A 21,409-nucleotide genomic window follows, 5' to 3' on the forward strand; every position below is an offset into this window, starting at 1 on the left:
ACTGGAGTGCATTGCAGCTTGTGCTGCCTAGCCCTAGTTATCGCAAGATCGGTCAGCCGCGCCCGCTGAACCCGCGCAACCGAAAATGATCTTCGCCGGAGACGTGTGGAACGCGGGCAGCCGTTGCGGGTTGGGATTCGTCTCTCCAAAGGGTCTGGACGATCTTAAGCCTCCGTTACGGGGGGTGTCGTCCCCCAAAGGGGTCTGGACGATCTCAAACCGCGGAGGTTTTATGACAATTCGAGTGCTAGCTTCTCTTGCCGTGGTCGCAACGTTGGCGGCGCCGCTCACAGCTCAGGCTCAGGGCACGCTTCGTGGCGCTGAAGAGGGTGCGGCAGCGGGTGGTAATGCTGCGGGACCGGTCGGAGCTATTGTCGGCGGTGCAATCGGCGCGGCGACCGGCACCGTGGGCGGCATTCTGGGAGTAGAGGATCGGCCCCGCTTTCGCGAATATGTCGTCAGCGAGCGTCATCCTTCATATTCGTACCAGGGCGACGTGCGGGCGGGCGTAGTTCTCCCAGAAGATGGGGTGGAATACTACGAAGTGCCGTCACAGTATCGCGTACCTGCAGGATATCGGTATACCGTCGTCAACGATCGGCCGGTAATAGTCGAGGTCCGCACACGTCGCGTTGTCGACGTCTATTGAAAACTTATTTTGCTGGAGCAAAAAAACTCCGCTTTGTTTCACAGAGCGGAGCTTTTAATTCTGACTTCTAGCGCGCCCGATTACGAGGACCGATAAAACGGGTGCGATTGCGGCAATCCCGACCAGACGCTTTGCCGTCAAGCCGCGACCTCGTGGGCCGTGAACCTTGAGTCCGCTATCAGGAACCGGTGCTTCCTTTCGCAATGGATGCACTCTACGGCCACGATCTTCAGCCGGTTTCGCTGGTAGGTCTCCTCGTCAAGGATGATGCCGCTGTCGAATTCTTGCCGCGCAGTCGGGCAGAAAAAACGCAACATGAGAGCCTCCCCGCCTTAGACCTTCGTCTTACGGATTCAGCATGACAGCTTGGCGACGGTTTGCCAGCAAAAGAGTCATTGCATCGCGAAATGGCCTGCACCGCAAATTTTGAAACGGGTGTCTCAACTTTGAAAGAAATTGTCACTGTAACTGATGAGTTCCCTGAACTTCCGAAACCGACCTCCGTTGGGGGACAAACAAGCGGCTAGCGGGAGCCTGGCATGGCACTGGAAATCGCTTACGTCACCGTCGTCGTGACCGGAACTATTGCGATGTACGCTGGTATATCGCTGCTCTAGTAGCTTGACGACAGGGTGAGCGCCAAGTCCGCCGCCCGCCTTCAATGCAGCAATACTGAGTGCAGAGCGACCCTAGCTCTGAATCTGCAAGACAAGGCGTAGACGCCCTGAGTGTCCATAGATGCCCTCGTTCGGCCATAGGGCACCTATGGTGCCTAGCCGGCACGTGCGGGCTTTTCGCCCGCCGGCGAATGACCGGCACTTTTCAAAACGAGCCGCGTTGAAGCGCGGGTTCCGGGGCTTGGGATGCGGGCTTCACTCGCTGCTGCAACACGAAAACAGCAATGAAATTGCTCTGGATTCGACTTCATCCAAACCGCAAACGGTGGTTGCTGTTTGTATGGACAGCGCGATTACCTACTTGCGAGTCTCGACACAGCGGCAGCAGCGCTCGGGATTGGGATCGAGGCCCAGCGGGCTGCAATGAGCCGGTTCGCCGAAGCGGAAGGCATTTCCCTGCTCGGTGAGTACATCGATGCCCGAAACCGGCAAGGGTGCAGACGCGCTCGAACGGCGGCCTCAACTCGCTGCAGCCCTGGCTGCTGCCAAGTCCGCGAAATGCTGCGTGCTGGTATCGAAGCTGGCTTCACCTGTACGCCACGCTTGTCGAGAAAGAGCGGCGGCTGATTTCGGAGCGAACCAAAGCCGCGCTCGCGGCGAAGGCGTGCGGCCGGGTCTGGGCTTGGCAAACCGGTGAGCGCACTGGACGCGGCTAACTTGGCCGAACGGTGCAGTCAGAGACCGCGGACCGATATGTCCGCGAGCTATTGCCATTCCTTACGACGATGCGTGCTGGGGGCATCACCAGCATCGGGGCCACGACGAAAGCGCTTAATGAGCGCGGGGCCCGATCTCCCCGTGCCGGTCGATGGCATGTTTCCTCAGTGTCGAACCTGCTCGCCCGTGCGAACCGGATTGCCTAAACGTACTATCCTTTTATAGGTGGGAGATTGGTCACGCACTTCAGCCTCCGGAATGCCGTAAGCCGCCAGCGCTTCCATGGGAGTGACTAGCGGCTGAGCTCTGCGGAAGCGTTAGTCACAACCTATACAGAAGCTTTCACTACGCCTCTGAATCGAGTTCGACCATCGTCTGGTCCTGGCAATCCTCGCACCAGTAGCCAGCGACTGCTGGCAGTGTGTCGGTAGGAGGCAAGTAGGCTCGCACCTGCAGCCTGGCTTTGCACTTCGGACAGTGCATCGCAGGCACAGTATCGACAGTGTCCATGGCCTCACGCTCCGCGATTCGACCTGCGAGGCAGTCTAGCAGCCATAGGTCGGGCCGTGGCGGTCGGTGGGAAATAGGCGAGCGCCGGAGGGCCCGGCGTGAGGGAGGAAGCCGCATTAATCCCGCCGCCGCCCAAGAGGTCGCTTGAATGTCGGACCATTGGCGCTGTCAGCGGAAGGTGACAGCGTCCCTATAAACTGATCATCACACCAGAGAGCTAGATCAGAGTCTTTGGCCAGCTTGATTGCAGCAGCGACGGCCTCATCCACATCAACCGCTGGGATCTCGTGGATGCGGATATGGTCGCCACTAGGACCGACAACATAGGCGCGAAAGCTCGGCATGCGGGGCAGTATCCTCTGCCTGATGAGGCATGGCAAATTGCGGAAGAGAAAATCTTAACCGTGGTGCAAGACCCTGTGGCTCTGGGCAGATCTCAAACGACCCAGGCTCTATCTCCCGTTGAACGGCTGGCCGGTCGCCTGTGGGGCGGCCGGCTCTCTATCACGGGAACATCATGCCACGCCGCGGTAAACAGGGCGCTGTTGGCCAATTGTCACGCGCACCATCCTGCTATCAGCCGCTTCAGCCATGTGCGCCCACTGTGCGTGGCGGGCTTGTTCCTACTCAGCCTTCCGCTGCCGGTCGCGCCGCTGGTGGCGCCCCCGCCGCAGAAATGCGTCCCGGGTTTTTTCGTTGCGGATTGCCGGACCGGGAATATTTTTGGCCTCTACGAGTATCGATACTAGGAGACTCAAATGTCCGGCCCGTCTGCTGTCTCAAAAGCGTTCTCGTACCTCGCAACGGCCATGGCGCATGCTGCCGGGAAGCCGGTAACTTTCCTCGCTTGTTGTGCTATCATTGTTGTATGGGCTCTATTCGGCCCGGTTTTTAAGTTCTCCGATACCTGGCAGCTACTCATCAATACCGGCACAACCATCATTACGTTTCTGATGGTCTTCCTGATTCAGATTTCCCAGAACCGTGATGGTGCGGCGATACAGGCGAAGTTGGATGAACTCATTCGTGTGTCCGCGGCACAGAACCGCTACATCGGCATTGAGGACCTCACGGAAGAAGAGTTGGCAGACATCCGACGAAAATGCCTGGAGCGAGCCAATCGCGAAGTCGAAAAAGCCCTAGAGAAAACGATCTGAAGGCAGGATCTCTCGACTGGCCAAAAAATGAGCCCACAGCAACGCGCGGCGGGCTACTTTTTTTTGTGCGAATTGAAGGACGGGGCGGTCGATTCCCGCACGTTCCTTCGCGCCGCGATGGAACTGATGGCTGACGTGAGCCGTCGCGAGCAAACTCTTAAGTCTGGAGAGGCGCGGAACCTAGCAACTGCGCAGAGGCAATCAGTTCGGCAAGATGCTTCTCTGCGTCGTCAGTGACGTGACCATCCGATTTCAGGCTCTCGATGGTGTTCCGTTGCTGTTCAATGTCGAACTGCAACCGATTCAGAGTGTGCTGAAATTCAGGGGCTCTTTTACCCATGACGCAGCCTCCTGTTCCGCCGGAACTGGCAGTTTAGACTTCTGCGTCTGTAGCCTGCAAGAGGGAACCGCATCGTGGTACAGTTATGAGGAACTTGCGCATTGCCAAGTTTCATCGTCCCGCCACTCGCACTTTATCAGCCGATGCCACCGCGGCGCTGTAGATGAGGATATCCTGGCGATCGCCCGGCAGGCAAACGAAGCAGCACTTTAACTCAAGTCATTGGCAGTGGTCCGGCGGTGACCGCAGGCACAAAGAAAAAGCCCGGCAAGCAATCGCTGACCGTGCAACGAGGAGATGGGAGGGCGGGATCAGCGCTGGTCAACGTATCCGGATCTTGAAGAAGTATTCGCCTCCTTCCCGGCGCACAGCAATCTCATCCGTCTCCGTGAAAGCCACTAAACTGTGGGTGCTTCTGGCATCCTGAGCGCGTGCTACGGCTTCTTGTTTCGCCGCTGCATCATTAGGGAGATCGGCGCCTGCATGGTCACAAAGGTCGGGGTGATCCAGGTAGTCGAAAAAATATCGAGGCATCTTTCTTCCGTTAACAAAGACGCGTCAAATACACAGGTCAGGTTGAAACTGATTCCCTTGCTGATCGTTCCAGACACGGATAAAAACCTCGTCCAACCTAACATTCCACGGCGCATCCGGATTCTTGACCTTGATCCAGCGCTTGCAGAGGCCGGAGCAATTGGCCTTTACGCTTGGAGACCATACTCTCCAGGCGCACCTTGCAGCCCGCCCCGAACGCGAGACGCCTCACCGCCTGCAATTGATCATCGCGCCAGGCGAACGCCTTGGAACCATTAACGCCGGATGAACACGAGGTTATCCTACTTACACCACGTTGGAATTAATCCAAACACTAAGGGCGCAAGAAAACGACTGGGTTTAATTGTGAAAACCAAGAATATTCCCTGGACGGCAGAAGAAGAGGCGATCCTGGTCGAAGCCGTGCGAGACAATGTAAGTCCGACGCGTCTTGCGGTCCGGCTACAGCGTTCGGTACACGCCGTTAAGCGCCGCATGCGCGAACTTGGATTGGCTGGACAAAGGCACGGACCCGGGCGGGCATCCAAATCAGCTATCCGGTTTTCGCTAGATCCTCTTTTGCAAATCGAAAGGTGGCTGGAGGCATGTAAGTCCGGTGACATTGACTCATGCCTCAAATATTACGCGGTCGAAGCCACACTTGAGTGTGCTTGCAGCGGCCCCGCTGTTTACGCCGGACGCGCTGCGATCCAAGAATATTGGGTCCAGAAATTGCGATCAAACGCGCCCGGTAGATTTTCGCTGGTAAGGACCAGTCAAGAAAGTGAGCGCTTCGTGATCGACTATCTCAGCTTCGAAGCGAAGCCGGTTCGGATGTACGTTTCATTCGACGAAACGGGGGCAATTGTCCATTCAAAGTGCGGTCCGCATATCCGTAACCAAGCTCACGCCCTGACGCACTAACGGCTCAGCAGCGCCTAGCATAGACTGCTCGGCTTTCGCTCCAAAGCTCCTGCTCAGTCGTTTTAAGGACGTTGGCTTAGAACTGATGCCTGAATTTCGCGCCTATATCGTCGACATCAACGGCCGCTACGTTGGCGTTCACGAGATCGTGGCGCCCGATCGGAACGAAGCGGTTGCAGAGGCAATAAAATTGGTCGACAGCCACGCGCTGGAATTATGGACTGGCGACGAGATTATCGGAACGCTTAGCCCCAGCAACTCTGGCAGCGGTCCAACCTTCAAACGCCCTACAAGACGGTGATACGAATGCCAGCATCTGCGGCCATCGCCGCGAACCTTGGCGGAGTGCTGGCGCTCGCCGGCATGGCTCCGACGGGCCCGAATTAAATCGCTAAGCCACGGAACGAAAAGCCGTAAGCCCGCTTAACAAGCAAGTTCATGTGTGGACCTACAATTCTTTCGGCCCAGCTAGTCCCCCCGGCTAGCTGGGCCTTTTGTTATTTTTGCGCTGCGACAAGTATTGCGCCGCTTGCACACACGGTGTTCAATTCTGATCTGAAGCCGATTTGTTCGCGTGCGAGGTATTGTCATGGACGACGCGTTCGTATTGGAACAGTTTCGCGATGAGTTCGATCCCGAAACCCTGAAGGTGCTAGCGCGAGCTTTCGACTTGGCTTGGCGCTATCTGCAGCGGGTGCTAACGCGGAGCAACGAAAGCGACCGGGAACGGTTGGCCGAAATCGTCATGCAGATCGGACGAAGCGGTGAACTCAAAACAATCAGAGTTGCCAATCGTGCAGTTGATATATTCAGCGAAGAGGCGCATGGGCGGCTCCGACGCGCTCGTGTCGAAAAACCTCAGTCTGAATTAAAGAGCCGGATCCCGCTTCAAGGCGGAGCTTAACTCTCCGCTATTATGGGATCATCTCCGCGGCCGGGATGAGGAGGAATAACGCAGCCACGTACGGTGTGCGCACGTGGCCGACGACGCCGATGGCAGGACAGTCTGACAAAAGGGCCCAGCATCCGACTTCAAAGCCGCGGTGGCCGGCCGCCGCCCCCACAGGCGACCGGCCTAGGCGTTCGGCGTTGATAACGCCCGCGTCGTTGGAGAGCGGCCCAGAGCCCACCGTGTGACGCCGGTTACCGACAACACATGTGCCTACGCAACCGCCTTCTTGTTAACTCCCTTGCGCAGCGCAACGGTATTTAGCTTCGCGTTAGCCGCCTTTTCCTCATTTAGGTTCGTGTTCAGGAACCGCACGACATCGTCGTGTCCGAGCTCTTCAGCCCACGCGATTAGGGTGCCGTAACGCGTAATTTCGTAGTGTTCGACCGCTTGGCAGCTCGCGACGATGGCTGCATCGAGAACCGACTTGTCGGCGACCTCGCCCGCAATCTCATCGCCTTCCTTGATAATGCCATCGATGGCGGGGCAACTCGTACCCTTCGGCGTCTGACCCAGTTTGGCAAATACCTGATCGAGGCGCTCGATCTGCTTGCCGGTTTCCTCAAGATGAGTGCGCAGCCCAGCGGAAAGATCGCGGTTCGTGGCCATATCAATCAGCTTCGGTAGGGCCTTCGTGATCTGCTGTTCAGCGTAATAAATATCTTGCAGGCCGTGGATGAACAGGTCTTCCATGGTGTGAATGTCTTTAGTGAAAATTCCCATTTTTCGCTCCCATGTTGAAAGGCTCGACCCAGACAACGCGCGGCCCGCGGTCAAAGTTCCCGCAAGGGTGTCGCGGAGCGGGACACTTGAGGCCGTTCCTGGTTTTGGCTTGTTCCTAGAAAACGCAAGCACACATAAATTGTAAAGATCGAGAGCGATCAACGCGCCTGTGTGTGCAGTAGGGTCCTTGCGCTTCATCGCTATAGGTGCACAGTCGATGGCCTTTCAGATGGAGGCGTTCGTTTAGAACGCCGCACCTGTAGGCCAAGCGCCTTCGCCCTTTCGACTATAGTGCCCTGTGGTCGTTTCATCCGCACGGCAATGCGCTGCAAGCTCACCCCGCTTTCGATTGCAGCTTTAAGGGCTACATCATGTTCAGCAGTCCACTTTCTACGAAGCAACACGGATCTCGCCCTCCGACCCATTCCATAACCGAAGCCGTTCTTTCATCCATTCGAGATGCTTCTCGGCATCCACCGTTCGGTGACCACGCGCTTTCAAAGATTCGATTGCTGCTGCGGTGCGCGCGATCTCGGCCTCAAGCGCTGCGACGTTCATATGGAGATAGTTTGTCATGGGCACAGTCTAGCAGTCGTCGAAAGGTGAGCTTTGTCTTTTGCTAAAGTGCCTTCGGAAATCTGTCTGGAAAAGTAGCCCCGGACCGCGCCTGCGAGGCTGCCGATCCCGCCGCAGGGCATATGGACAGAGTTCCGCGGCGATAGCTTGGGACCTTCAACTATGTAAAAAGACAAAGAGCCATATACATCCGACAAGGTAACGAGCTTACGTCTGCTATTTTACCAATCGAGACTTGGGCCGGCGATGGATACCGAACTTGATGCCTTGATAGCAAAAAAATGCGTCGCGAGCCCTTATGTATGGTATGCCCCGCTTGCCGTTCGGAGGTGCAATGGCAAGCAACACGCATGTGCTGATCAGGAAGCTCAGCGCGCTTCATCATGTCAGCGAGGAAGAGCAACGGGCCCTGCTGCGTTGCCTGGAACCGCCACGTACCGTACCGCGCGGACAGGATATTGTGGCGGATGCCAGCGAGCCTCCGGTCTCAACCGTGATCCTCTCAGGCATAGCTTGCCGCTACAAGGAACTGGCAGACGGGCGACGCCAGATACTCATCTTTCAGTATCCGGGCGACGTTGTCGATCTCTACAGCTACGTCTTAAAACATATGGACCATGCAGTGGGAGCACTGACCGCCTGCGAGGTAGCGAGTATCCCGCATCGCAGCGTAGAGCAACTGTGCCGTGATTATCCGAACCTTGCATATACACTCTGGCGGGACACGCTTCTGGATACGGCCATGGCGAACATGGCCATCGTCAACAATGGAACCCGCAGGGCGGATGAGCGCATCGCTCATGTCTTTTGCGAGCAAGTCATCCGGCTTGAGGCAATTGGTCTTGCGGAACGAGCGCGCGCCGTACGATTTGATGTGACACAGTCGGACATCGCTGACGCAACGGGGCTGTCGCTCGTTCACGTCAACAAGACACTGCGCAAGTTGCGCGAGCAAGGCTTGATAACGCTGCATCGACACGAGTTGGCGATTACCGATTGGGAAGGGCTACGTAAGCTTGCTGGGTTTGATCCGGGATATCTTCACTTCAAGAGAAGCCATGCCTCAGAGAACACGCTTTGAGCCTGTCAAAATACGGTCAGATGGCCAGTCGGAAGCCCGGCTGGTTTTTTTCGACGAGAGATTGGTGGCGATCGTGGCGCGCCTTGATGCGGATCAGGGCGATTTCGCGCGGCTTTGGTATTCTGAACTTGCCTTGAACGGACTTTATCCGATGCGGCACGAGGTATTCGACGACCTCGAAAGTGTTGCGCTGTATGTCGAGCAGCATCTTTCGGCGCACTGAGAGCCGGCCAAGCAACGCTGCGGCAGTGCCAGCACAGAACAATTGTAAAGGCGCGGTTTAGCGTTGATGATTTGGTCAAGGGCAGCGCCGCGGCCGAAACAGTTATAGGCGGGAAAGTCTCTTCGGTCGGGCATGCTGTCCTGACCGATTTCAGATCCTCGGAACCCGCGCCGCCGCCCCCAGTGGGGTGTGGCTATCGGGTGCACGAGCAACCAGGCTTCGGAAGTTCGCGGGAACGATTGAACCGACTGCCTGTTCTTCGGGGAAGTGAGCGATGGGACGCGGCCGGAGGCGTAAGTTATGGCCGAGATTTCTGGAAACGAAGACCTGCGTTGCAAGCCGGACGAGAACGTCATTCGATTGAGGTTCAAGCCGGATACCCCAAACAAAGGGACGGAAAGAAGGACCGTGATGCAAAAAAATGACCGTGCGAATTCATCCGCCTGGATCGTGCTTGCAGTTGGCTGCGCGACTCTTCTTATCGTAGCTGTTGGCGCTTTCGTTATTTATGGCGTTCCCGGCACCACCGGTGGGACGTCACCGAGCCAGCAACAGACTTCAGGTGCGCCCCAGCCGACCAACGAAATCAGAGACGGCCACACCCGCCAGAACACGACCGGCTACGGCGCAAAAGAAAAGCAGCCTTAAGTAATCTTAATGTTTGATGTGTCTTTTTTAAATCGCAACTTACCGGGCGAGGATTACTTGCCCTCAGGGACAGATCTGAGGTCAACATGAAAATCGCTCTCCTGACGGCAATAGCATTATCTATTCCATTCACGCAGGCAGGTGCGATGCAGCTCTCCGCGGCGAAGAAGCGTCATTATAAAAAGCCGCCATATCATGCTCACCAGTATCGGCCGCACTACCGTGCTTCCGGCCCTGCCGACCCGTCGTTTGACCGTAATGGCCGTCCGTATCAGCCGACGGTCCAAGGTCCCTGCATGATCGATCTGGGGTACGGCCGCTTCGCCCGCTGTGATGGAAGCCTCTGAACCCCGCGAAAGGGCCTGCTCGGAATGTGCCGGGCTGATGATGTTTGCCGGTCTGGTGCCCGCTGAAGAAGGAGGGTGCTGGGCTGTCTACATTTGTCCGGATTGCGAGGAGATGGAAGCAAAGCCTCCAGTTAGAACAATCCAGTGACAAGCCGCTGGGCAGTCCCTTGCCGCACAGCATCGGCCGATCTCCGGCCGTAAGCGCACAGTCCACGGGCCAGTAGCGACGGAAGGGCACGCTACCATACTTGAGATGGGCCGGTCGCCCGTGGATGACCGGTCCGCCTTCGTCTACCGAGGGCACGGCAGACGGCCTTGGAACGTGACCGTCTGAACTCAGTTGGGACTGCGGCGGCGGAGGGGCAGCCTCCAGCGTTTGCGGTGAGCCCGCCCTCGTCTTGAGATCAGCTGGGACCGGGACATTTCGGGCGAGTTTGCCGCAAAGAACAGGGGCGGGTCCTGCTGAACAACCTGCCGAGCCGGCTTGGTGCTGGACCCCAAATACGTTTGGGTTTGAATGTAAAAGGACGTGTGCGGATTTCAAATTCCGTAGAGATGGGCACGACCAGCGGGCGAGCCGAAAGCGGGCCACAAGGATTCAAAATGAAACCTGGAGTGATGCGAAGGCGGAAGGTTTGCGTGGTTGTGAACAGCCGCGCGAATTACGGACGCATCAAGAGTGCCATGCGGGCCGTGCAGCGGCATCCATGTCTGGAGTTGCAAATTCTCGTTGGCGCCTCTGCGCTATTGCATCGCTTTGGCAGCGTGATTGATATCATGAGAGCCGATGGATTTGAGCCGACTGCGGTAGTGCATTCGATTGTGGAAGGCGAGACGCCGACGACAATGGCCAAGTCTACCGGCCTCGGCGTGATCGAACTCGCTTCTCAATTTGAGAACATCAAGCCCGACGTCGTAATCACGGTCGCCGACCGGTTCGAAACGATCGCCACTGCAATAGCGGCCAGCTACATGAATATTCCGCTCGCCCATACCCAAGGTGGCGAGGTAACTGGGTCGATCGATGAAAGTGTACGCCACGCGGTGACAAAACTTTCGCACATTCACTTTCCAGCGACAGAGCAGGCGTATGATTTCTTGCTGCGTATGGGCGAGGAAAAAGACACCGTGCACCTAACCGGATGTCCGTCGATCGATCTCGTTGCCGAAACTGATCTGTCCCTGCCATCCGATATTTTTAAGCGTTATGCTGGCGTTGGCGCCGATATCGACCCCGATCGGCCGTATCTTGTGGTTTTGCAACATCCGGTCACCACGGAATACGGGCAAGGTTTTGCTCAGATCGGTGAAACCCTCAACGCTGTTTCTAAAATTGGAATGCAGGTCGCGTGGCTATGGCCTAATGTCGATGCAGGCTCCGACGACGTCTCGAAGGGACTCAGGGTCTTCCGGGAAAATAATAAAACGGATTACCTGCATTTTTATAGAAACTTTGCACCCGAGGATTATCTGAGGCTTATTAAGCATTGTGCGTGCTTGGTGGGAAACTCTTCATCTGGGCTTCGCGAAGGCGTATTCATGGGTGTTCCATGCGTCAATATCGGAACACGACAGCATGGTCGCGAGCGTGGCATCAACGTCAGCGATGTACCATACGAAGCTGGAAAGATCGAAGCAGCCATTCGGCGCCAAATTGCGAACGGACCATATGAAGAGTCAGTTTTGTTCGGCGATGGAACAGCGGGCAATCAGATTGCCGATATCTTGGCCGAAGCAGATTTCAGGATACAAAAGAAACTGTCTTATGTTGGTTGATTGACGGGCCTCTCAGCCTTTTCTCCTGTCACTTTCCGGACCCTCACGGGCAATCACCTCACCGCCCTAAAGGCAGGCAAGCTTGGCAATGTGCGGCTTGGGTTCACGAGTTCGTGCAGTCAGCGCGGGTGAGCTTCGACGGAAGCGAAGCTCCCCGAGGCAATCCTTGGCTATACAGTAGCTTCATCGCTGAACGTTCTTGTTCGATCCGTTCCTCGAGGAAACGGCGCTCGTAAGGCGTCAGGTCTCCCATAAGAAGGGATTCATAGCGCTGTATGTTGATCCTGTGAACCGTGACTCTAATCGTCATTGTTGCTGACCTATTGGCGCCAATGACCCTAAATGTTGCACAGATGTCGGACGTTCCATTAAGACGAACAAAAACCTCCCTGACGCGCCAGGCGTGGCGACTCTCAGCTGCGCCCTCGTGAACCCCTGCGATCCAACGCCAGAACGCATTGCCGCGTCTATTACGCAGGACAGTTTCGGCGCTGTTAAAGGACTTCTCGGAAATGCTGAGCCCTTGGCCCGCACGCGCGGCATTGACGCGCCAAACGGTTAACATTACCGCAGATCATCTGCGTCTGTTGCGGTCCAATGAGTTGTGTAAAGCAGTTGCAGCGATCGCCGCATGCCCGGTCCCAACTGCGATCTGGTCCAAGCAGGAGACCACATCGCCGATCGCGTAGAGGCCGACCACAGTCGTTTGTTGTTGCGCGTCGACCTTGTACGCGCCGGCGTGGTCCACCTCGGCCCCCACTGCCCTCCCCAGGTCGGAGCGTACTGAGCAACCCATGGCTGGGTAAAGAATGTCAAAGGTCAAGCGTTGTCCGTCTGAGAGCGACAATAGCAACTGACCCCCTCGCTCTATTCCAGTTATTCGGCCTACAACGAGTGTGACAGAGGACTCCTCCAACTGGTTGACTTGCTCAGCGGACGGCTGCTGCGGGCTGAGTACAGTCACGGAAGCAGAGTAGGTGCGCAGGAAGTCAGCCTTCTTTATCGCCTGCTCTAGCGGGCCAATGACAGCGATGCGTTTATCGGCCGCCTCGTACCCGTCGCAGACCGGGCAATAACGCACCTGGCCATCGAATATTAACCCGCCAAGCTCAGGTATGTCGGGGCTTATGTCTTGCACGCCGGTTGCAAGTATGACCCGATCTGCTGAGATGAGCCGTGATGAGGTCCCGAGGGTGAAGCCATCGGACGCTCTTTCTAGCCGCGTTACGGCCGACCGCTCTATAATCGCTCCGAAACTTTCGGCCTGCCGCCGCAGATCGGCGAGAAATTCCACGCCGCTGATCCCCCCACTATAGCCAGGGAGATTATGACTGGTGGGGATCAGAGCGGCACGGCTTTGGTTGTCGTGCAATACGAGGCCACGTCGCAGATATCTGGCTACATACACCGCAGCCGTCAATCCTGCGGGGCCTGCGCCGACGATCACGCAATCCCACCGGCTCTGATCGATCGATTGTGCCATTATTCTATCTGATCGTTTCGAACTCACCCAAATCTCAACTTCAAGATTGCCAGAGTGACAGAAAGAACTGTCGCGATTGCATTTGCCATGACGATCACGGGGTCGGATTGCAATATTCCGTAGATAACCCACAATCCCAACCCAGCGGCCAATATCAAAGTCATTGCAAGTGATAAGTCTTCAGTTTGCTTTGTGCGCCATGCCTTCCATACTTGAGGGACGTTTGCTGCAGTGGTCAGTGAAGCTGCTGCGAGGCCTAAAAGCGTCGATAGCGTCCAAGTCATACCGGGTACGCCGGCTGGTTAATAATGTAGAACACCAAACTACGTATCAGCATAGGTCATCGGCTCCACCTTTGCGGTCCGATCAAAGCTGCCTGCCACCGCATCGACGGCCCTCATGACCGCCGCTGTAGCCGTTTGATGCACCATATGACCTGATCCAGCGACCGACGTCAGGGTACTTTGAGGGATGTCTCTGTGCAGGGCCTCGGCTTGCTCCACTTCGATAAGCCGATCATTTTCACCGGCGACAATCGCTACGGGAATTTTCAACGATCGGTAATGATCCTGTAGCTCGTACGCCGCGGGAATCATCAGCGCGGCTTCAGACGCGCTCGCCTGAATCTGGGACGGCCGTAATGCCATCTCCTTCGGAAATCCTTCGAATTTTTTGGGAACGGGGCTCGGTCCGAAAACCTTGCGCAGCAGCAGCGGCCAAATCAGCCTGCTCAATAGCGGAGACAACGTGTTGCTCAAGATATCTCCGACCAGAGGGATGGCTGGGGGCGAAAGGATAACGACATCGGCTCGTATGGTTGGGTAGTAATAGCCGGACGCCAAAATCAGGCCCTGCACTGCTCCCGGGTGGTTTACGGCCAGCGACAAGGCCACCAACGTTCCCCAAGAATGTCCGAGAACCAGCGCGCGGCTTATGCCGAGCCTCTTCAATGCCGTAGCGATAAGATCGGCCTGTATGGCAGGGGTCCAGCTCGTATCACGCGAGCGAGGCGTATGCCCGAACCCGGGTCGGTCAAAGGCAATAACTCGGTATTTATCGGATGCCGCATCGATCAGACCGCTGGACTCAAAGTCTTCAATCATACTTCCATTGCCATGGAGCAAAACGAGAGGGGTGCCCGTACCCCTTTCAACGTAGTGGACCTTCGTGCCGTGCACCGTCACGAAACGCCCCATCGGCGGATTGTTTCGCTCCGCCCTACCGGCCAGCCACCGGTTCAAGAGCGCAGCGGCGACACCCGTCGTCACAATCCCAACCGCGATCGGCAATGCCTTGCCGGCCATGGCGGAACGAGCCTGCTTCCCTGAAGATTTCAGAATACCCTCCGATTAAAGCGACATCGCCGAGATGCTGCACTGCAGGCAACGGCCACCGTCCGCACTTCGTTCCAGTGGCTTGGGGCGTCGCCTTGCGGCACCGGCAGCCACATCCAAAACCCCACTGCACGAGGTCCAAACGAACCCAGTCAGTGGCCTATGCGGCGTTATCGAGCGGGGCATCCCTTACCAAGGTGGCGTCCGATCAGTTGCTCATCGGGGGAACAAGGGACGATCCCTAGAGTTGGGCGGAGTATCACCGACACCGTCGCATCCAATGGAGGCCAGCATGAAATACGGCATGATCTTCGCCACCTGCCTAGCGTTGGCCGTTCCGGCCTACGCACAGACAGGAACGCAACCAGCACCCAAGGACCAGACCGGCCCCTCAGCCGCAACCAAGCAGTTCGTCGAGAAAGTCGCGATCTCGGACATGTTTGAAATTCAATCGAACAAGCTCGCTCTCGATAAATCAAATGATAACGCGATTCAGCAGTTCGCCAAGAAAATGGTCGATGACCATACCAAAACCAGCAACGAGTTGAAGTTGTTGGCACAAGGCGTCAAGGTGCCGCTTCCGACGGAGATGGACGTTCCACATCGGCAGAAACTGGAGAGGCTCCAGTCGGCAGACGGCCGTCAGTTTTACCAGCTCTATCGAGCGCAGCAGATCGAAGCCCATCAAAACGCGGTAAAGCTGTTCACCGACTACGCCAAAAGCGGTGACACCTCCGAGCTGACCTCGTGGGCTCAGAAGACCCTACCGACCCTGCAAGAGCACCTGCAGCACGCGCAGGCCTTGCCACAAAATCCGGCTCAGGTTGGTCAAGCCCCCGCCGGTGGCGCGGGCCATGATCAAAACGCCCAGCGCCCCCCTCGTCAGCAGGCCGGACCGGCAAAGGCGATGCAGCCGCTTGCTGCGGCGAGCCCGACCCACATCATGGGTTCCGATCTTCTTGGAACGACGGTCTACGGTGCCAATAACGAAAACATCGGCGAAATCGATGACATTGTTTTGGAACGTGACGGAGGCATCGCCGCTGTCGTGGTTGGCGTCGGTGGCTTCCTCGGCATCGGGGAGAAGAATGTCGCAATCCCGTTTCAGGCGCTTGAAATTCAGGAGCAAGGTCGCGGAAACACCACCGGCAATCGGACTAGTGAGAAGTCTGGAACTGTGCAACCGGACCGGATCCTGTTGCGTGGCATGACCAAACAGGAGCTTGAAGCGGCGCCACATTTTAAAACGAACGGCAGATAGACCGCGAGCTGGCACGCATCCCCGTTTGACGAGGATGTGTGTCCGCTTCCGTTGCACTGCGCCTTCTGTGCTGAGGAAATCGAGCCCGACTTTCAATAGTTAGTACCAACCCTATACGCACCGCGATCTTGGCATAGAGGCAGGTTCGCCCTCGATATTGGACCGGCTCGCAGAGCCTGACATATGGGTAGCCAATGCAGAAAAGGACGAGGCGCACAGGCATTAACACGGGCGCGAGCAGACAGAGCATAAAAGTCAAGATGCCGCGCACGCTCGTTAACCCGATTGTCGAACTATCCCGACAAGAAATTAATAAACTCAATCGTCAACGTAGAAAACGGAAGTAAGTGAGGCGTTATCTCATCTTCGCGCTACCGAGTCGATTCCTGACCGCGACAAGACGCCTTCCGGAACCATCAGTTCGCGCCGACCGTCTGCGTCAGAGACATGCCGAAAACCGACACCAAAACTGTCGCCCGCCTGCTGAGAGAATATGCGCAGCGTAGTTCGTTGCGGGGCGGCAACCCCTACCGGCCGAAAGCTTACCTTCGGGCGGCCGAAAGTCTATCAGCGCTCTCTCAACCCTTGGGCAACATTATTGCCGCTGGAACGCTTACGAAAATCCCCGGCGTCGGCCAAGCCATCGCGGACATCATCACCAAATTCTACGAGAGCGGTTCGCATCCGAATCTTGAGAAGATGCGAAAGGAAATCCCCGAGGGGGTACCTGAGCTCTTTGCTATTCCAGGTTTACGGCCCGATAAGATTTTGAAGCTTCATCGCGAGCTCGGAATTGGCTCACTGCGGGAGCTTGAGACCGCAGCCAAGGACGACCGCATCCGCACGGTCAAAGGCTTGGGCGCTTCGCTGCAAAGCACAATCCTGCAGAACCTCAAGATTACCGCGAGGGGTGTGGGTGAAACAAGCCTTCATTTGCATAGAGCCGCCGCACTGCTGGAAAACGCGACCGCGATCGTAACGAGCCAACATCCCGAGTTTGCCCGCGTAGAGATCGCTGGCGACTTTCGCAGGGGATGCGAGCTTGTCTCGGATCTCGCGTTGGTAGCCCAAACAAAAGCCGGTTCGGAGAAAGTTGGGAGCGAAGGCGATCTCAAGCTCGCTGTCACAGATAAAAAACATTTCGGCGCGGCTCTCCTCGCTGCGACCGGATCTGCTGAGCATTTAGCGAAGCTACGCGCATATGCCGACGGCAAGGGTTTCGAGCTCAAGCAAGACGGCCTTTATCACGGCAAGAAGCTCGTATCATCGGCGACAGAGGAAGGCGTTTATAAAGCGCTCGGCTTGCAATTTATCGAGCCTGAACTGCGCGAGGGGCGCAACGAGATCAGCGACGCGGCCAAATACGCTCTGCCAAAGCTCGTTCGCGATGACGATCTGCGCGGTATCCTTCATTGCCATACGACAGCTTCTGACGGCACTGAAACACTTGAAACGATGGCGGAGGCGACGCGCGAGCGCGGCTTCGAGTATTTCGGGGTGGCGGATCACTCGCAATCGGCTCATTACGCGGGCGGCTTATCTATAGGCGAAATTGACGCTCAGTTGCGCGAGGCGGACCGCCTGAATAAGCGCTACGGTAAGACTTTCCGGATCTTAAAAGGCATCGAAGCAGACATCCTCGCGGACGGCTCCCTCGACTATTCGGACCGCATCCTTGAGCAGTTCGATTTCGTTGTCGCAAGCGTCCATAGCCGTTTTAAAATGTCAAAAGGAGAACAGACGGAACGAATTTTAAAGGCCATCAGGAACCCGTACACAACGATTATTGGTCACATGACAGGCCGCCAGCTTCAGCGCCGTCCGGGCTATGACATCGACATCGAGAAGATCCTGATGGCCTGCGGCAAGTACGGCGTCGCCGTTGAAATCAACGCACATCCTTGGCGCCTCGACCTAGACTGGCGCTGGCACCAAAAGGCGCTCTCCTTCGGCTGCATCTTCAGCATTAATCCGGATGCCCATTCTATACGCGAGCTGGATCATATGCATTGGGGCGTTGTGATGGCGCGCAAGGGCGGCGTACCCGCAGAGCGCGTGCTAAACGCGATGAAGTTGCCGCACCTCCTGCGCCATCTCCAGCGTAGGCGGCGGCATAGTCTTGGGCGGCGCGCCGCTTAGCTCATGCCAGAGCGCATCACAGGAAAACAGAGCGCGGGACTTCTGCTCTACCGGCGGAGCGTCAAAATCATGGAAGTGCTCCTCGGCCACCCGGGGGGGCCGTTCTGGCGTAACAAGGATTTGGAGGCGTGGTCTATACCCAAAGGACTGATGGCAGCCGGCGAAGCGCCACTCTCGGCAGCGAAACGTGAGTTCTTCGAGGAAACGGGACACCGCCCGGACGGCGAGCCGGTCTCGCTTGGTGAAGCGAAGCAGCCCGGCGGCAAGATCGTGCACGTCTGGGCGGTGGAAGGCGATTTGAATCCAGAAATGTTGAAGAGCAATCTCTTCGAGATGGAATGGCCGCCCCGCTCGGGCCGCCGTCAATCGTTCCCCGAACTGGACCGCGTGGCTTGGTTCGAGCTGTCGGACGCCCGAGAGCGAATCTTGAAGGGGCAAGCTATGTTTCTAGATCGCTTGGTTGCTGCTGTCGGAGCCTGAGCTATTTGCGCTGCTTCTCTCGCTCAAGGACAACATCCTCCACTCGCTTGTCCTCGCGCAAACCCAAGTAAACCGGATGGCGCATTTCACCAGAGCTCGTCCACTCGGTAAATTTCACTTCCGCGACAAGCTGCGGGTTCACCCACGTAGTGACCGCCTCATCTTTTGTCTTTTTAGGAAACGGTGACTTCGTGGTCTTGAGCTTGACAAGCTTGCCATACAGGGCTTTGAGCGCCTCATGGCTAAATCCGGTTCCCAGATCGCCTTGCCGAACTTGCGCGCCTCTGACATGGCCTATGTAACGCCATTGATCCCCGTCTCGGAGCGCAAGGGTTAAAGCCCCAAAGAAAGGCCGGGTGCGCCGTGGGGCCGTAAAGCCCGCGATGACCACTTCCTGGCGCTTCGACGTCTTGATCTTGAGCCAGTTATCCGTCCGAGCACCCGACAAATATCTGCTATCCGCGCGCTTCGCCATTATTCCCTCAAGGCTCTTGCGCTCTGCCGCAAGGAAGAACTTTGTCCCGAAGGTCTTACGGTGACGGCTGAACGAAATGAGCTTATGCTTTGGAAGGATGGATTTGAGCTGCGCCTTCCTTTCTAAGAGCGGCAAAGCACGCAAATCTTCGCCATTCATAAACATGATGTCGAACGCGATATATTGCAGCTTCGCCTCGCTGCGAAGGGCATTCTGTAGCAACTGGAAGTGTGACACGCCGTCCTTGCCGATCGCCACGAGCCACCGTCCATAACCGAATCACTCTTGACGCCTTCGAGCGCCCTTGCGACTTCGATATAGTTGTGGCTTACAATCTTTCCATTGCGGCTATAAAGCGTGACGCTCCCACCCTCGACGGCCGCGACCATGCGAAACCCGTCATACTTGTCTTCGAATATCCACTCTTTATCGTCGAACGGCCCGTCCGTCAGAGTGGCGAGCATAGGCTGCAAGCGCTTGGGCAGCGTCGAGACGCGCGCCATGCTAGCCGCCTTCCAACACATTTCGGAATGTCACAGAGTAACGAAGGCTTTCCAAGCCGGGGATACTATGCTCCCACTCGCTGCGCGACGGTCCCGTAAGAGATAGACCGACCTCGGCTCAGCGGTGAGCGTCTTGCGCTCGAATCCGCTACGCGTCCTTCTGCGCATTCTGAAACTACACGCCGACAAGAGCGATATGCCGACAACGTCACCGAAGACGGATCTGTCTTTGTGCCACCCGATGCCGGCGCCCGGCCTATATTCCGTCACCAGAACCTGCTGGAAGCTGCCGGGCGCATTTCCCGCGAATAATTCTGCTTGCGCGCCGAGACCGGCTAGAAACTCCGGCATATTTTGCGTCTTGCTGAGCCCGCCCCCATTGAAATCGTACCGCCAGCCGAAAGACGCGGTCCGGCGTTTGCCCAGGAAACCTTGAAACTCGAACTCTTTGAGGGGGAGCCCTTCGAGTTGGCGCAGAAGCGCGTTTTCTTCCTCCGGGCTCAGAAACTCTGATTCGTACTTGAGACCAGGTGGAAGCTGTGGGCCGCCGAAAAGATCCGTTTCGCTAACGGCGGGCACTCGTCTTTCTCCGGGTGCTGGCTTTTGCGGGTTTACGGTCGCCCCGGTCGCCCTGACCGGGCGCAGCCTTTTTTTTGGCTTTCCTCCGTCGGTCCTGAGAGAGCGAGCTTCCGACGTCATCGCTTTCCTTGATCCGGCCTTTCGTATCGCGGCGGATGTAGCGCTTATCGCCGCGCGGCGCGATAAATTCGCGCTTTGCCAATTTCTTCTTCGTGCCTCGCTTTTTTGCCCTCTTCACCGCAGCCTCCAGACATGTTCGCCGACTTAACATTCTCGAAAGCTTAAGGGTTCCCCTGCGGCGACCCGCGAACAGCCTGGGGGCGGCCGACGGCTTCTGGCCTGAGACGAACTAGTTGCGAGAGTTTGGAGGAACCAAGGCGCTCCAGCACTGTTTGACGGACCGTCGAGGACGGCAATGGCAAAACACGACACTCTGCGCTACGGGCCCCCGGGTCAGAATTCAATACATATCTGCGTCGACATGCAGCGCATGTTCGCGGAAGGTACGGAATGGAAAATGCCCTGGCTAGAACGCGTATTGCCAAGCATCGTTGAAGTTTCCGCCGCACATTCCAAACGCACGATATTCACCCGCTTCATCCCGGCCCAAAAAGCCGGGCACGGTGTTGGCATGTGGCGGCGGTACTATGAGCGCTGGGCCACCATGACGATTGATGAGCTCGCTCCTGGCATGATCGACCTAGTCCCAGACCTCGCGCGCTTTATCCCGCCCGCTCGTACCTTCGACAAGCACGTGTATTCGCCTTGGACGGGTACGGATCTTCACGCGCAGCTGCGCAGCGCAAATGTTGACACCGTGATCATCACCGGCGGCGAGACCGACGTCTGCGTGCTCGCGACGGCATTAGGCGCAATCGATTGGGGTTTCCGAACAATCCTTGTGACAGACGCCCTGTGCAGCTCATCCGACGAAACCCACGACGCAATGATGAACCTCTTCATGAACCGGTTTGGCGTGCAGATTGAGTGCGTGAGCACGGACACGTTGCTTGCGGGCTGGCCCGGCCATGGCGGATGAGAACGGCGTTATGAGCGCTCCCGCGTTTCTCGTGGAACTCTTACTGCCAATGGAGACCGGCCAAGGAAAACCAATTGAGCAATGCTGGTTTGAAGCACTTCTCAAGGAACTGACTGAAACGTTCGGCGGCGCGACGAGCTTCGTCCGCACGCCTGGCCAAGGTCTCTGGCGCAACGGCGGCGAAACGGAGCGTGACAATATCGCTGTAATCGAAGTGATGACGGAGAAGCTTGCCCCTGACTACTGGCAAGCGCTGCGGCTCCGGCTGGAAAAAGAGCTTTCGCAAGATGAAATCGTCGTTCGAGCGCAGAAGATCACCCGCCTGTGAGCCCGGACAGGCGAACT

25 protein-coding genes and 1 pseudogene are annotated in these 21,409 nt (G+C 56.9%); 15 read left to right on the plus strand and 11 right to left on the minus strand.

Annotated elements, in window-relative coordinates; genetic code table 11:
• The first annotated feature begins 232 nt into the window (after positions 1-232).
• Positions 233-649 (plus strand): DUF1236 domain-containing protein, encoded by a 417-nt coding sequence (locus AC5I5I_RS10145; RefSeq protein WP_495972471.1) that lies wholly within the window; start codon positions 233-235, stop codon positions 647-649.
• A 2,602-nt stretch (positions 650-3,251) separates the two neighbouring features.
• Complete coding sequence (locus AC5I5I_RS10150) at positions 3,252-3,650, plus strand: low affinity iron permease family protein (RefSeq protein ID WP_495972473.1); 399 nt, start codon at positions 3,252-3,254, stop codon at positions 3,648-3,650.
• A gap of 157 nt (positions 3,651-3,807) precedes the next feature.
• Here AC5I5I_RS10150 and AC5I5I_RS10155 read toward each other — a convergent pair whose 3' ends face one another.
• The 3 genes from AC5I5I_RS10155 to AC5I5I_RS10165 form a co-directional block, all read right to left on the minus strand.
• Complete coding sequence (locus tag AC5I5I_RS10155; RefSeq protein WP_495972475.1) at positions 3,808-3,990, minus strand: hypothetical protein; 183 nt, start codon at positions 3,988-3,990, stop codon at positions 3,808-3,810.
• A 321-nt stretch (positions 3,991-4,311) separates the two neighbouring features.
• Positions 4,312-4,500 carry a DUF6894 family protein gene (locus AC5I5I_RS10160; protein WP_495972597.1) on the minus strand — a complete coding sequence of 63 codons (189 nt, stop codon included), beginning with the start codon at positions 4,498-4,500 and terminating at the stop codon, positions 4,312-4,314.
• Entirely contained in the window at positions 4,425-4,601 is a 177-nt protein-coding gene (locus AC5I5I_RS10165; protein ID WP_495972603.1) for a hypothetical protein, read from the minus strand. The genes AC5I5I_RS10160 and AC5I5I_RS10165 overlap by 76 nt, the downstream gene beginning before the upstream one ends.
• Before the next feature lie 418 nt (positions 4,602-5,019).
• Here AC5I5I_RS10165 and AC5I5I_RS10170 point away from each other — a divergent pair, with 418 nt between their 5' ends.
• The 3 genes from AC5I5I_RS10170 (at position 5,020) to AC5I5I_RS10180 (ending at position 6,352) form a co-directional block, all read left to right on the plus strand.
• On the plus strand, positions 5,020-5,448 hold the full coding sequence (locus AC5I5I_RS10170) for a nuclear transport factor 2 family protein (RefSeq protein WP_495972599.1): 429 nt from the start codon (positions 5,020-5,022) through the stop codon (positions 5,446-5,448).
• An 85-nt stretch (positions 5,449-5,533) separates the two neighbouring features.
• Positions 5,534-5,749, plus strand: coding sequence for a hypothetical protein (locus AC5I5I_RS10175; protein ID WP_495972477.1), 216 nt, complete (start codon positions 5,534-5,536; stop codon positions 5,747-5,749).
• A gap of 288 nt (positions 5,750-6,037) precedes the next feature.
• A complete protein-coding gene (locus tag AC5I5I_RS10180) occupies positions 6,038-6,352 on the plus strand; it encodes a hypothetical protein (RefSeq protein ID WP_495972479.1) in 315 nt (104 codons plus the stop codon).
• 258 nt (positions 6,353-6,610) lie between these two features.
• Here AC5I5I_RS10180 and AC5I5I_RS10185 read toward each other — a convergent pair whose 3' ends face one another.
• Positions 6,611-7,120: a YciE/YciF ferroxidase family protein gene (locus AC5I5I_RS10185; protein ID WP_495972601.1), complete on the minus strand. Its 510-nt coding sequence runs from the start codon at positions 7,118-7,120 to the stop codon at positions 6,611-6,613.
• 390 nt (positions 7,121-7,510) lie between these two features.
• A complete protein-coding gene (locus AC5I5I_RS10190) occupies positions 7,511-7,696 on the minus strand; it encodes a hypothetical protein (RefSeq protein WP_495972481.1) in 186 nt (61 codons plus the stop codon).
• 334 nt (positions 7,697-8,030) lie between these two features.
• Between AC5I5I_RS10190 and AC5I5I_RS10195 the strand changes: the two genes are divergently transcribed.
• The 5 genes from AC5I5I_RS10195 (at position 8,031) to neuC (ending at position 11,771) form a co-directional block, all read left to right on the plus strand.
• Entirely contained in the window at positions 8,031-8,777 is a 747-nt protein-coding gene (locus tag AC5I5I_RS10195; protein WP_495972483.1) for a Crp/Fnr family transcriptional regulator, read from the plus strand.
• A 64-nt stretch (positions 8,778-8,841) separates the two neighbouring features.
• Entirely contained in the window at positions 8,842-9,000 is a 159-nt protein-coding gene (locus AC5I5I_RS10200) for a hypothetical protein (protein WP_495972485.1), read from the plus strand.
• Positions 9,001-9,300: 300 nt separating this feature from the next.
• Positions 9,301-9,648 carry a hypothetical protein gene (locus AC5I5I_RS10205; RefSeq protein ID WP_495972487.1) on the plus strand — a complete coding sequence of 116 codons (348 nt, stop codon included), beginning with the start codon at positions 9,301-9,303 and terminating at the stop codon, positions 9,646-9,648.
• 86 nt (positions 9,649-9,734) lie between these two features.
• On the plus strand, positions 9,735-9,995 hold the full coding sequence (locus AC5I5I_RS10210) for a hypothetical protein (protein ID WP_495972489.1): 261 nt from the start codon (positions 9,735-9,737) through the stop codon (positions 9,993-9,995).
• A 639-nt stretch (positions 9,996-10,634) separates the two neighbouring features.
• Positions 10,635-11,771 carry a UDP-N-acetylglucosamine 2-epimerase gene (gene neuC, locus AC5I5I_RS10215; RefSeq protein WP_495972491.1) on the plus strand — a complete coding sequence of 379 codons (1,137 nt, stop codon included), beginning with the start codon at positions 10,635-10,637 and terminating at the stop codon, positions 11,769-11,771.
• A 574-nt stretch (positions 11,772-12,345) separates the two neighbouring features.
• Here the strand turns inward: neuC and AC5I5I_RS10220 are convergent.
• Genes AC5I5I_RS10220 through AC5I5I_RS10230 form a run of 3 tightly spaced genes read right to left on the minus strand, consistent with a single transcriptional unit; the run spans position 12,346 to position 14,558 of the window.
• A complete protein-coding gene (locus AC5I5I_RS10220) occupies positions 12,346-13,254 on the minus strand; it encodes an NAD(P)/FAD-dependent oxidoreductase (RefSeq protein WP_495972493.1) in 909 nt (302 codons plus the stop codon).
• Positions 13,255-13,277: 23 nt separating this feature from the next.
• Entirely contained in the window at positions 13,278-13,538 is a 261-nt protein-coding gene (locus tag AC5I5I_RS10225; protein WP_495972495.1) for a SemiSWEET family sugar transporter, read from the minus strand.
• A 39-nt stretch (positions 13,539-13,577) separates the two neighbouring features.
• Entirely contained in the window at positions 13,578-14,558 is a 981-nt protein-coding gene (locus AC5I5I_RS10230) for an alpha/beta fold hydrolase (RefSeq protein ID WP_495972497.1), read from the minus strand.
• 322 nt (positions 14,559-14,880) lie between these two features.
• Between AC5I5I_RS10230 and AC5I5I_RS10235 the strand changes: the two genes are divergently transcribed.
• From AC5I5I_RS10235 to AC5I5I_RS10245, 3 genes are all read left to right on the plus strand, one after another.
• A complete protein-coding gene (locus AC5I5I_RS10235; protein ID WP_495972499.1) occupies positions 14,881-15,849 on the plus strand; it encodes a DUF4142 domain-containing protein in 969 nt (322 codons plus the stop codon).
• A 447-nt stretch (positions 15,850-16,296) separates the two neighbouring features.
• Positions 16,297-17,988: a DNA polymerase/3'-5' exonuclease PolX gene (locus AC5I5I_RS10240; protein ID WP_495972501.1), complete on the plus strand. Its 1,692-nt coding sequence runs from the start codon at positions 16,297-16,299 to the stop codon at positions 17,986-17,988.
• A gap of 3 nt (positions 17,989-17,991) precedes the next feature.
• Positions 17,992-18,468 carry an NUDIX hydrolase gene (locus AC5I5I_RS10245; RefSeq protein WP_495972503.1) on the plus strand — a complete coding sequence of 159 codons (477 nt, stop codon included), beginning with the start codon at positions 17,992-17,994 and terminating at the stop codon, positions 18,466-18,468.
• 1 nt (position 18,469) lies between these two features.
• Here AC5I5I_RS10245 and ligD read toward each other — a convergent pair.
• From ligD to AC5I5I_RS10260, 3 genes and pseudogenes are all read right to left on the minus strand, one after another.
• Positions 18,470-19,446, minus strand: a pseudogene (gene ligD / locus AC5I5I_RS10250) (non-homologous end-joining DNA ligase).
• Positions 19,447-19,476: 30 nt separating this feature from the next.
• Entirely contained in the window at positions 19,477-20,025 is a 549-nt protein-coding gene (locus AC5I5I_RS10255) for an alpha-ketoglutarate-dependent dioxygenase AlkB (protein WP_495972505.1), read from the minus strand.
• Positions 20,012-20,263: a hypothetical protein gene (locus AC5I5I_RS10260; RefSeq protein ID WP_495972507.1), complete on the minus strand. Its 252-nt coding sequence runs from the start codon at positions 20,261-20,263 to the stop codon at positions 20,012-20,014. The genes AC5I5I_RS10255 and AC5I5I_RS10260 overlap by 14 nt, the downstream gene beginning before the upstream one ends.
• 177 nt (positions 20,264-20,440) lie before the next feature.
• On the opposite strand from AC5I5I_RS10260, the gene AC5I5I_RS10265 reads away from it, so the two are divergent.
• A complete protein-coding gene (locus tag AC5I5I_RS10265; RefSeq protein WP_495972509.1) occupies positions 20,441-21,064 on the plus strand; it encodes a cysteine hydrolase family protein in 624 nt (207 codons plus the stop codon).
• Positions 21,054-21,392 carry a hypothetical protein gene (locus AC5I5I_RS10270; RefSeq protein WP_495972511.1) on the plus strand — a complete coding sequence of 113 codons (339 nt, stop codon included), beginning with the start codon at positions 21,054-21,056 and terminating at the stop codon, positions 21,390-21,392. Before AC5I5I_RS10265 ends, AC5I5I_RS10270 begins: the two co-directional genes overlap by 11 nt.
• Positions 21,393-21,409 lie beyond the last annotated feature (17 nt).

This window comes from Pseudorhodoplanes sp., assembly GCF_059499825.1.

Coding starts and splice junctions, on each gene's coding strand:
- AC5I5I_RS10205 (WP_495972487.1), top strand. CDS start 9,301: ATGGCCGAGATTTCTGGAAACGAAGACCTGCGTTGCAAGCCGGACGAG.
- AC5I5I_RS10190 (WP_495972481.1), bottom strand. CDS start 7,696: ATGACAAACTATCTCCATATGAACGTCGCAGCGCTTGAGGCCGAGATC.
- AC5I5I_RS10185 (WP_495972601.1), bottom strand. CDS start 7,120: ATGGGAATTTTCACTAAAGACATTCACACCATGGAAGACCTGTTCATC.
- AC5I5I_RS10210 (WP_495972489.1), top strand. CDS start 9,735: ATGAAAATCGCTCTCCTGACGGCAATAGCATTATCTATTCCATTCACG.
- AC5I5I_RS10175 (WP_495972477.1), top strand. CDS start 5,534: ATGCCTGAATTTCGCGCCTATATCGTCGACATCAACGGCCGCTACGTT.
- AC5I5I_RS10265 (WP_495972509.1), top strand. CDS start 20,441: ATGGCAAAACACGACACTCTGCGCTACGGGCCCCCGGGTCAGAATTCA.
- AC5I5I_RS10245 (WP_495972503.1), top strand. CDS start 17,992: ATGCCAGAGCGCATCACAGGAAAACAGAGCGCGGGACTTCTGCTCTAC.
- AC5I5I_RS10170 (WP_495972599.1), top strand. CDS start 5,020: ATGCGCGAACTTGGATTGGCTGGACAAAGGCACGGACCCGGGCGGGCA.
- AC5I5I_RS10235 (WP_495972499.1), top strand. CDS start 14,881: ATGAAATACGGCATGATCTTCGCCACCTGCCTAGCGTTGGCCGTTCCG.
- AC5I5I_RS10195 (WP_495972483.1), top strand. CDS start 8,031: ATGGCAAGCAACACGCATGTGCTGATCAGGAAGCTCAGCGCGCTTCAT.
- AC5I5I_RS10225 (WP_495972495.1), bottom strand. CDS start 13,538: ATGACTTGGACGCTATCGACGCTTTTAGGCCTCGCAGCAGCTTCACTG.
- AC5I5I_RS10230 (WP_495972497.1), bottom strand. CDS start 14,558: ATGGCCGGCAAGGCATTGCCGATCGCGGTTGGGATTGTGACGACGGGT.
- AC5I5I_RS10150 (WP_495972473.1), top strand. CDS start 3,252: ATGTCCGGCCCGTCTGCTGTCTCAAAAGCGTTCTCGTACCTCGCAACG.
- AC5I5I_RS10145 (WP_495972471.1), top strand. CDS start 233: ATGACAATTCGAGTGCTAGCTTCTCTTGCCGTGGTCGCAACGTTGGCG.
- AC5I5I_RS10240 (WP_495972501.1), top strand. CDS start 16,297: ATGCCGAAAACCGACACCAAAACTGTCGCCCGCCTGCTGAGAGAATAT.
- AC5I5I_RS10180 (WP_495972479.1), top strand. CDS start 6,038: ATGGACGACGCGTTCGTATTGGAACAGTTTCGCGATGAGTTCGATCCC.
- AC5I5I_RS10270 (WP_495972511.1), top strand. CDS start 21,054: ATGGCGGATGAGAACGGCGTTATGAGCGCTCCCGCGTTTCTCGTGGAA.
- AC5I5I_RS10220 (WP_495972493.1), bottom strand. CDS start 13,254: ATGGCACAATCGATCGATCAGAGCCGGTGGGATTGCGTGATCGTCGGC.
- AC5I5I_RS10155 (WP_495972475.1), bottom strand. CDS start 3,990: ATGGGTAAAAGAGCCCCTGAATTTCAGCACACTCTGAATCGGTTGCAG.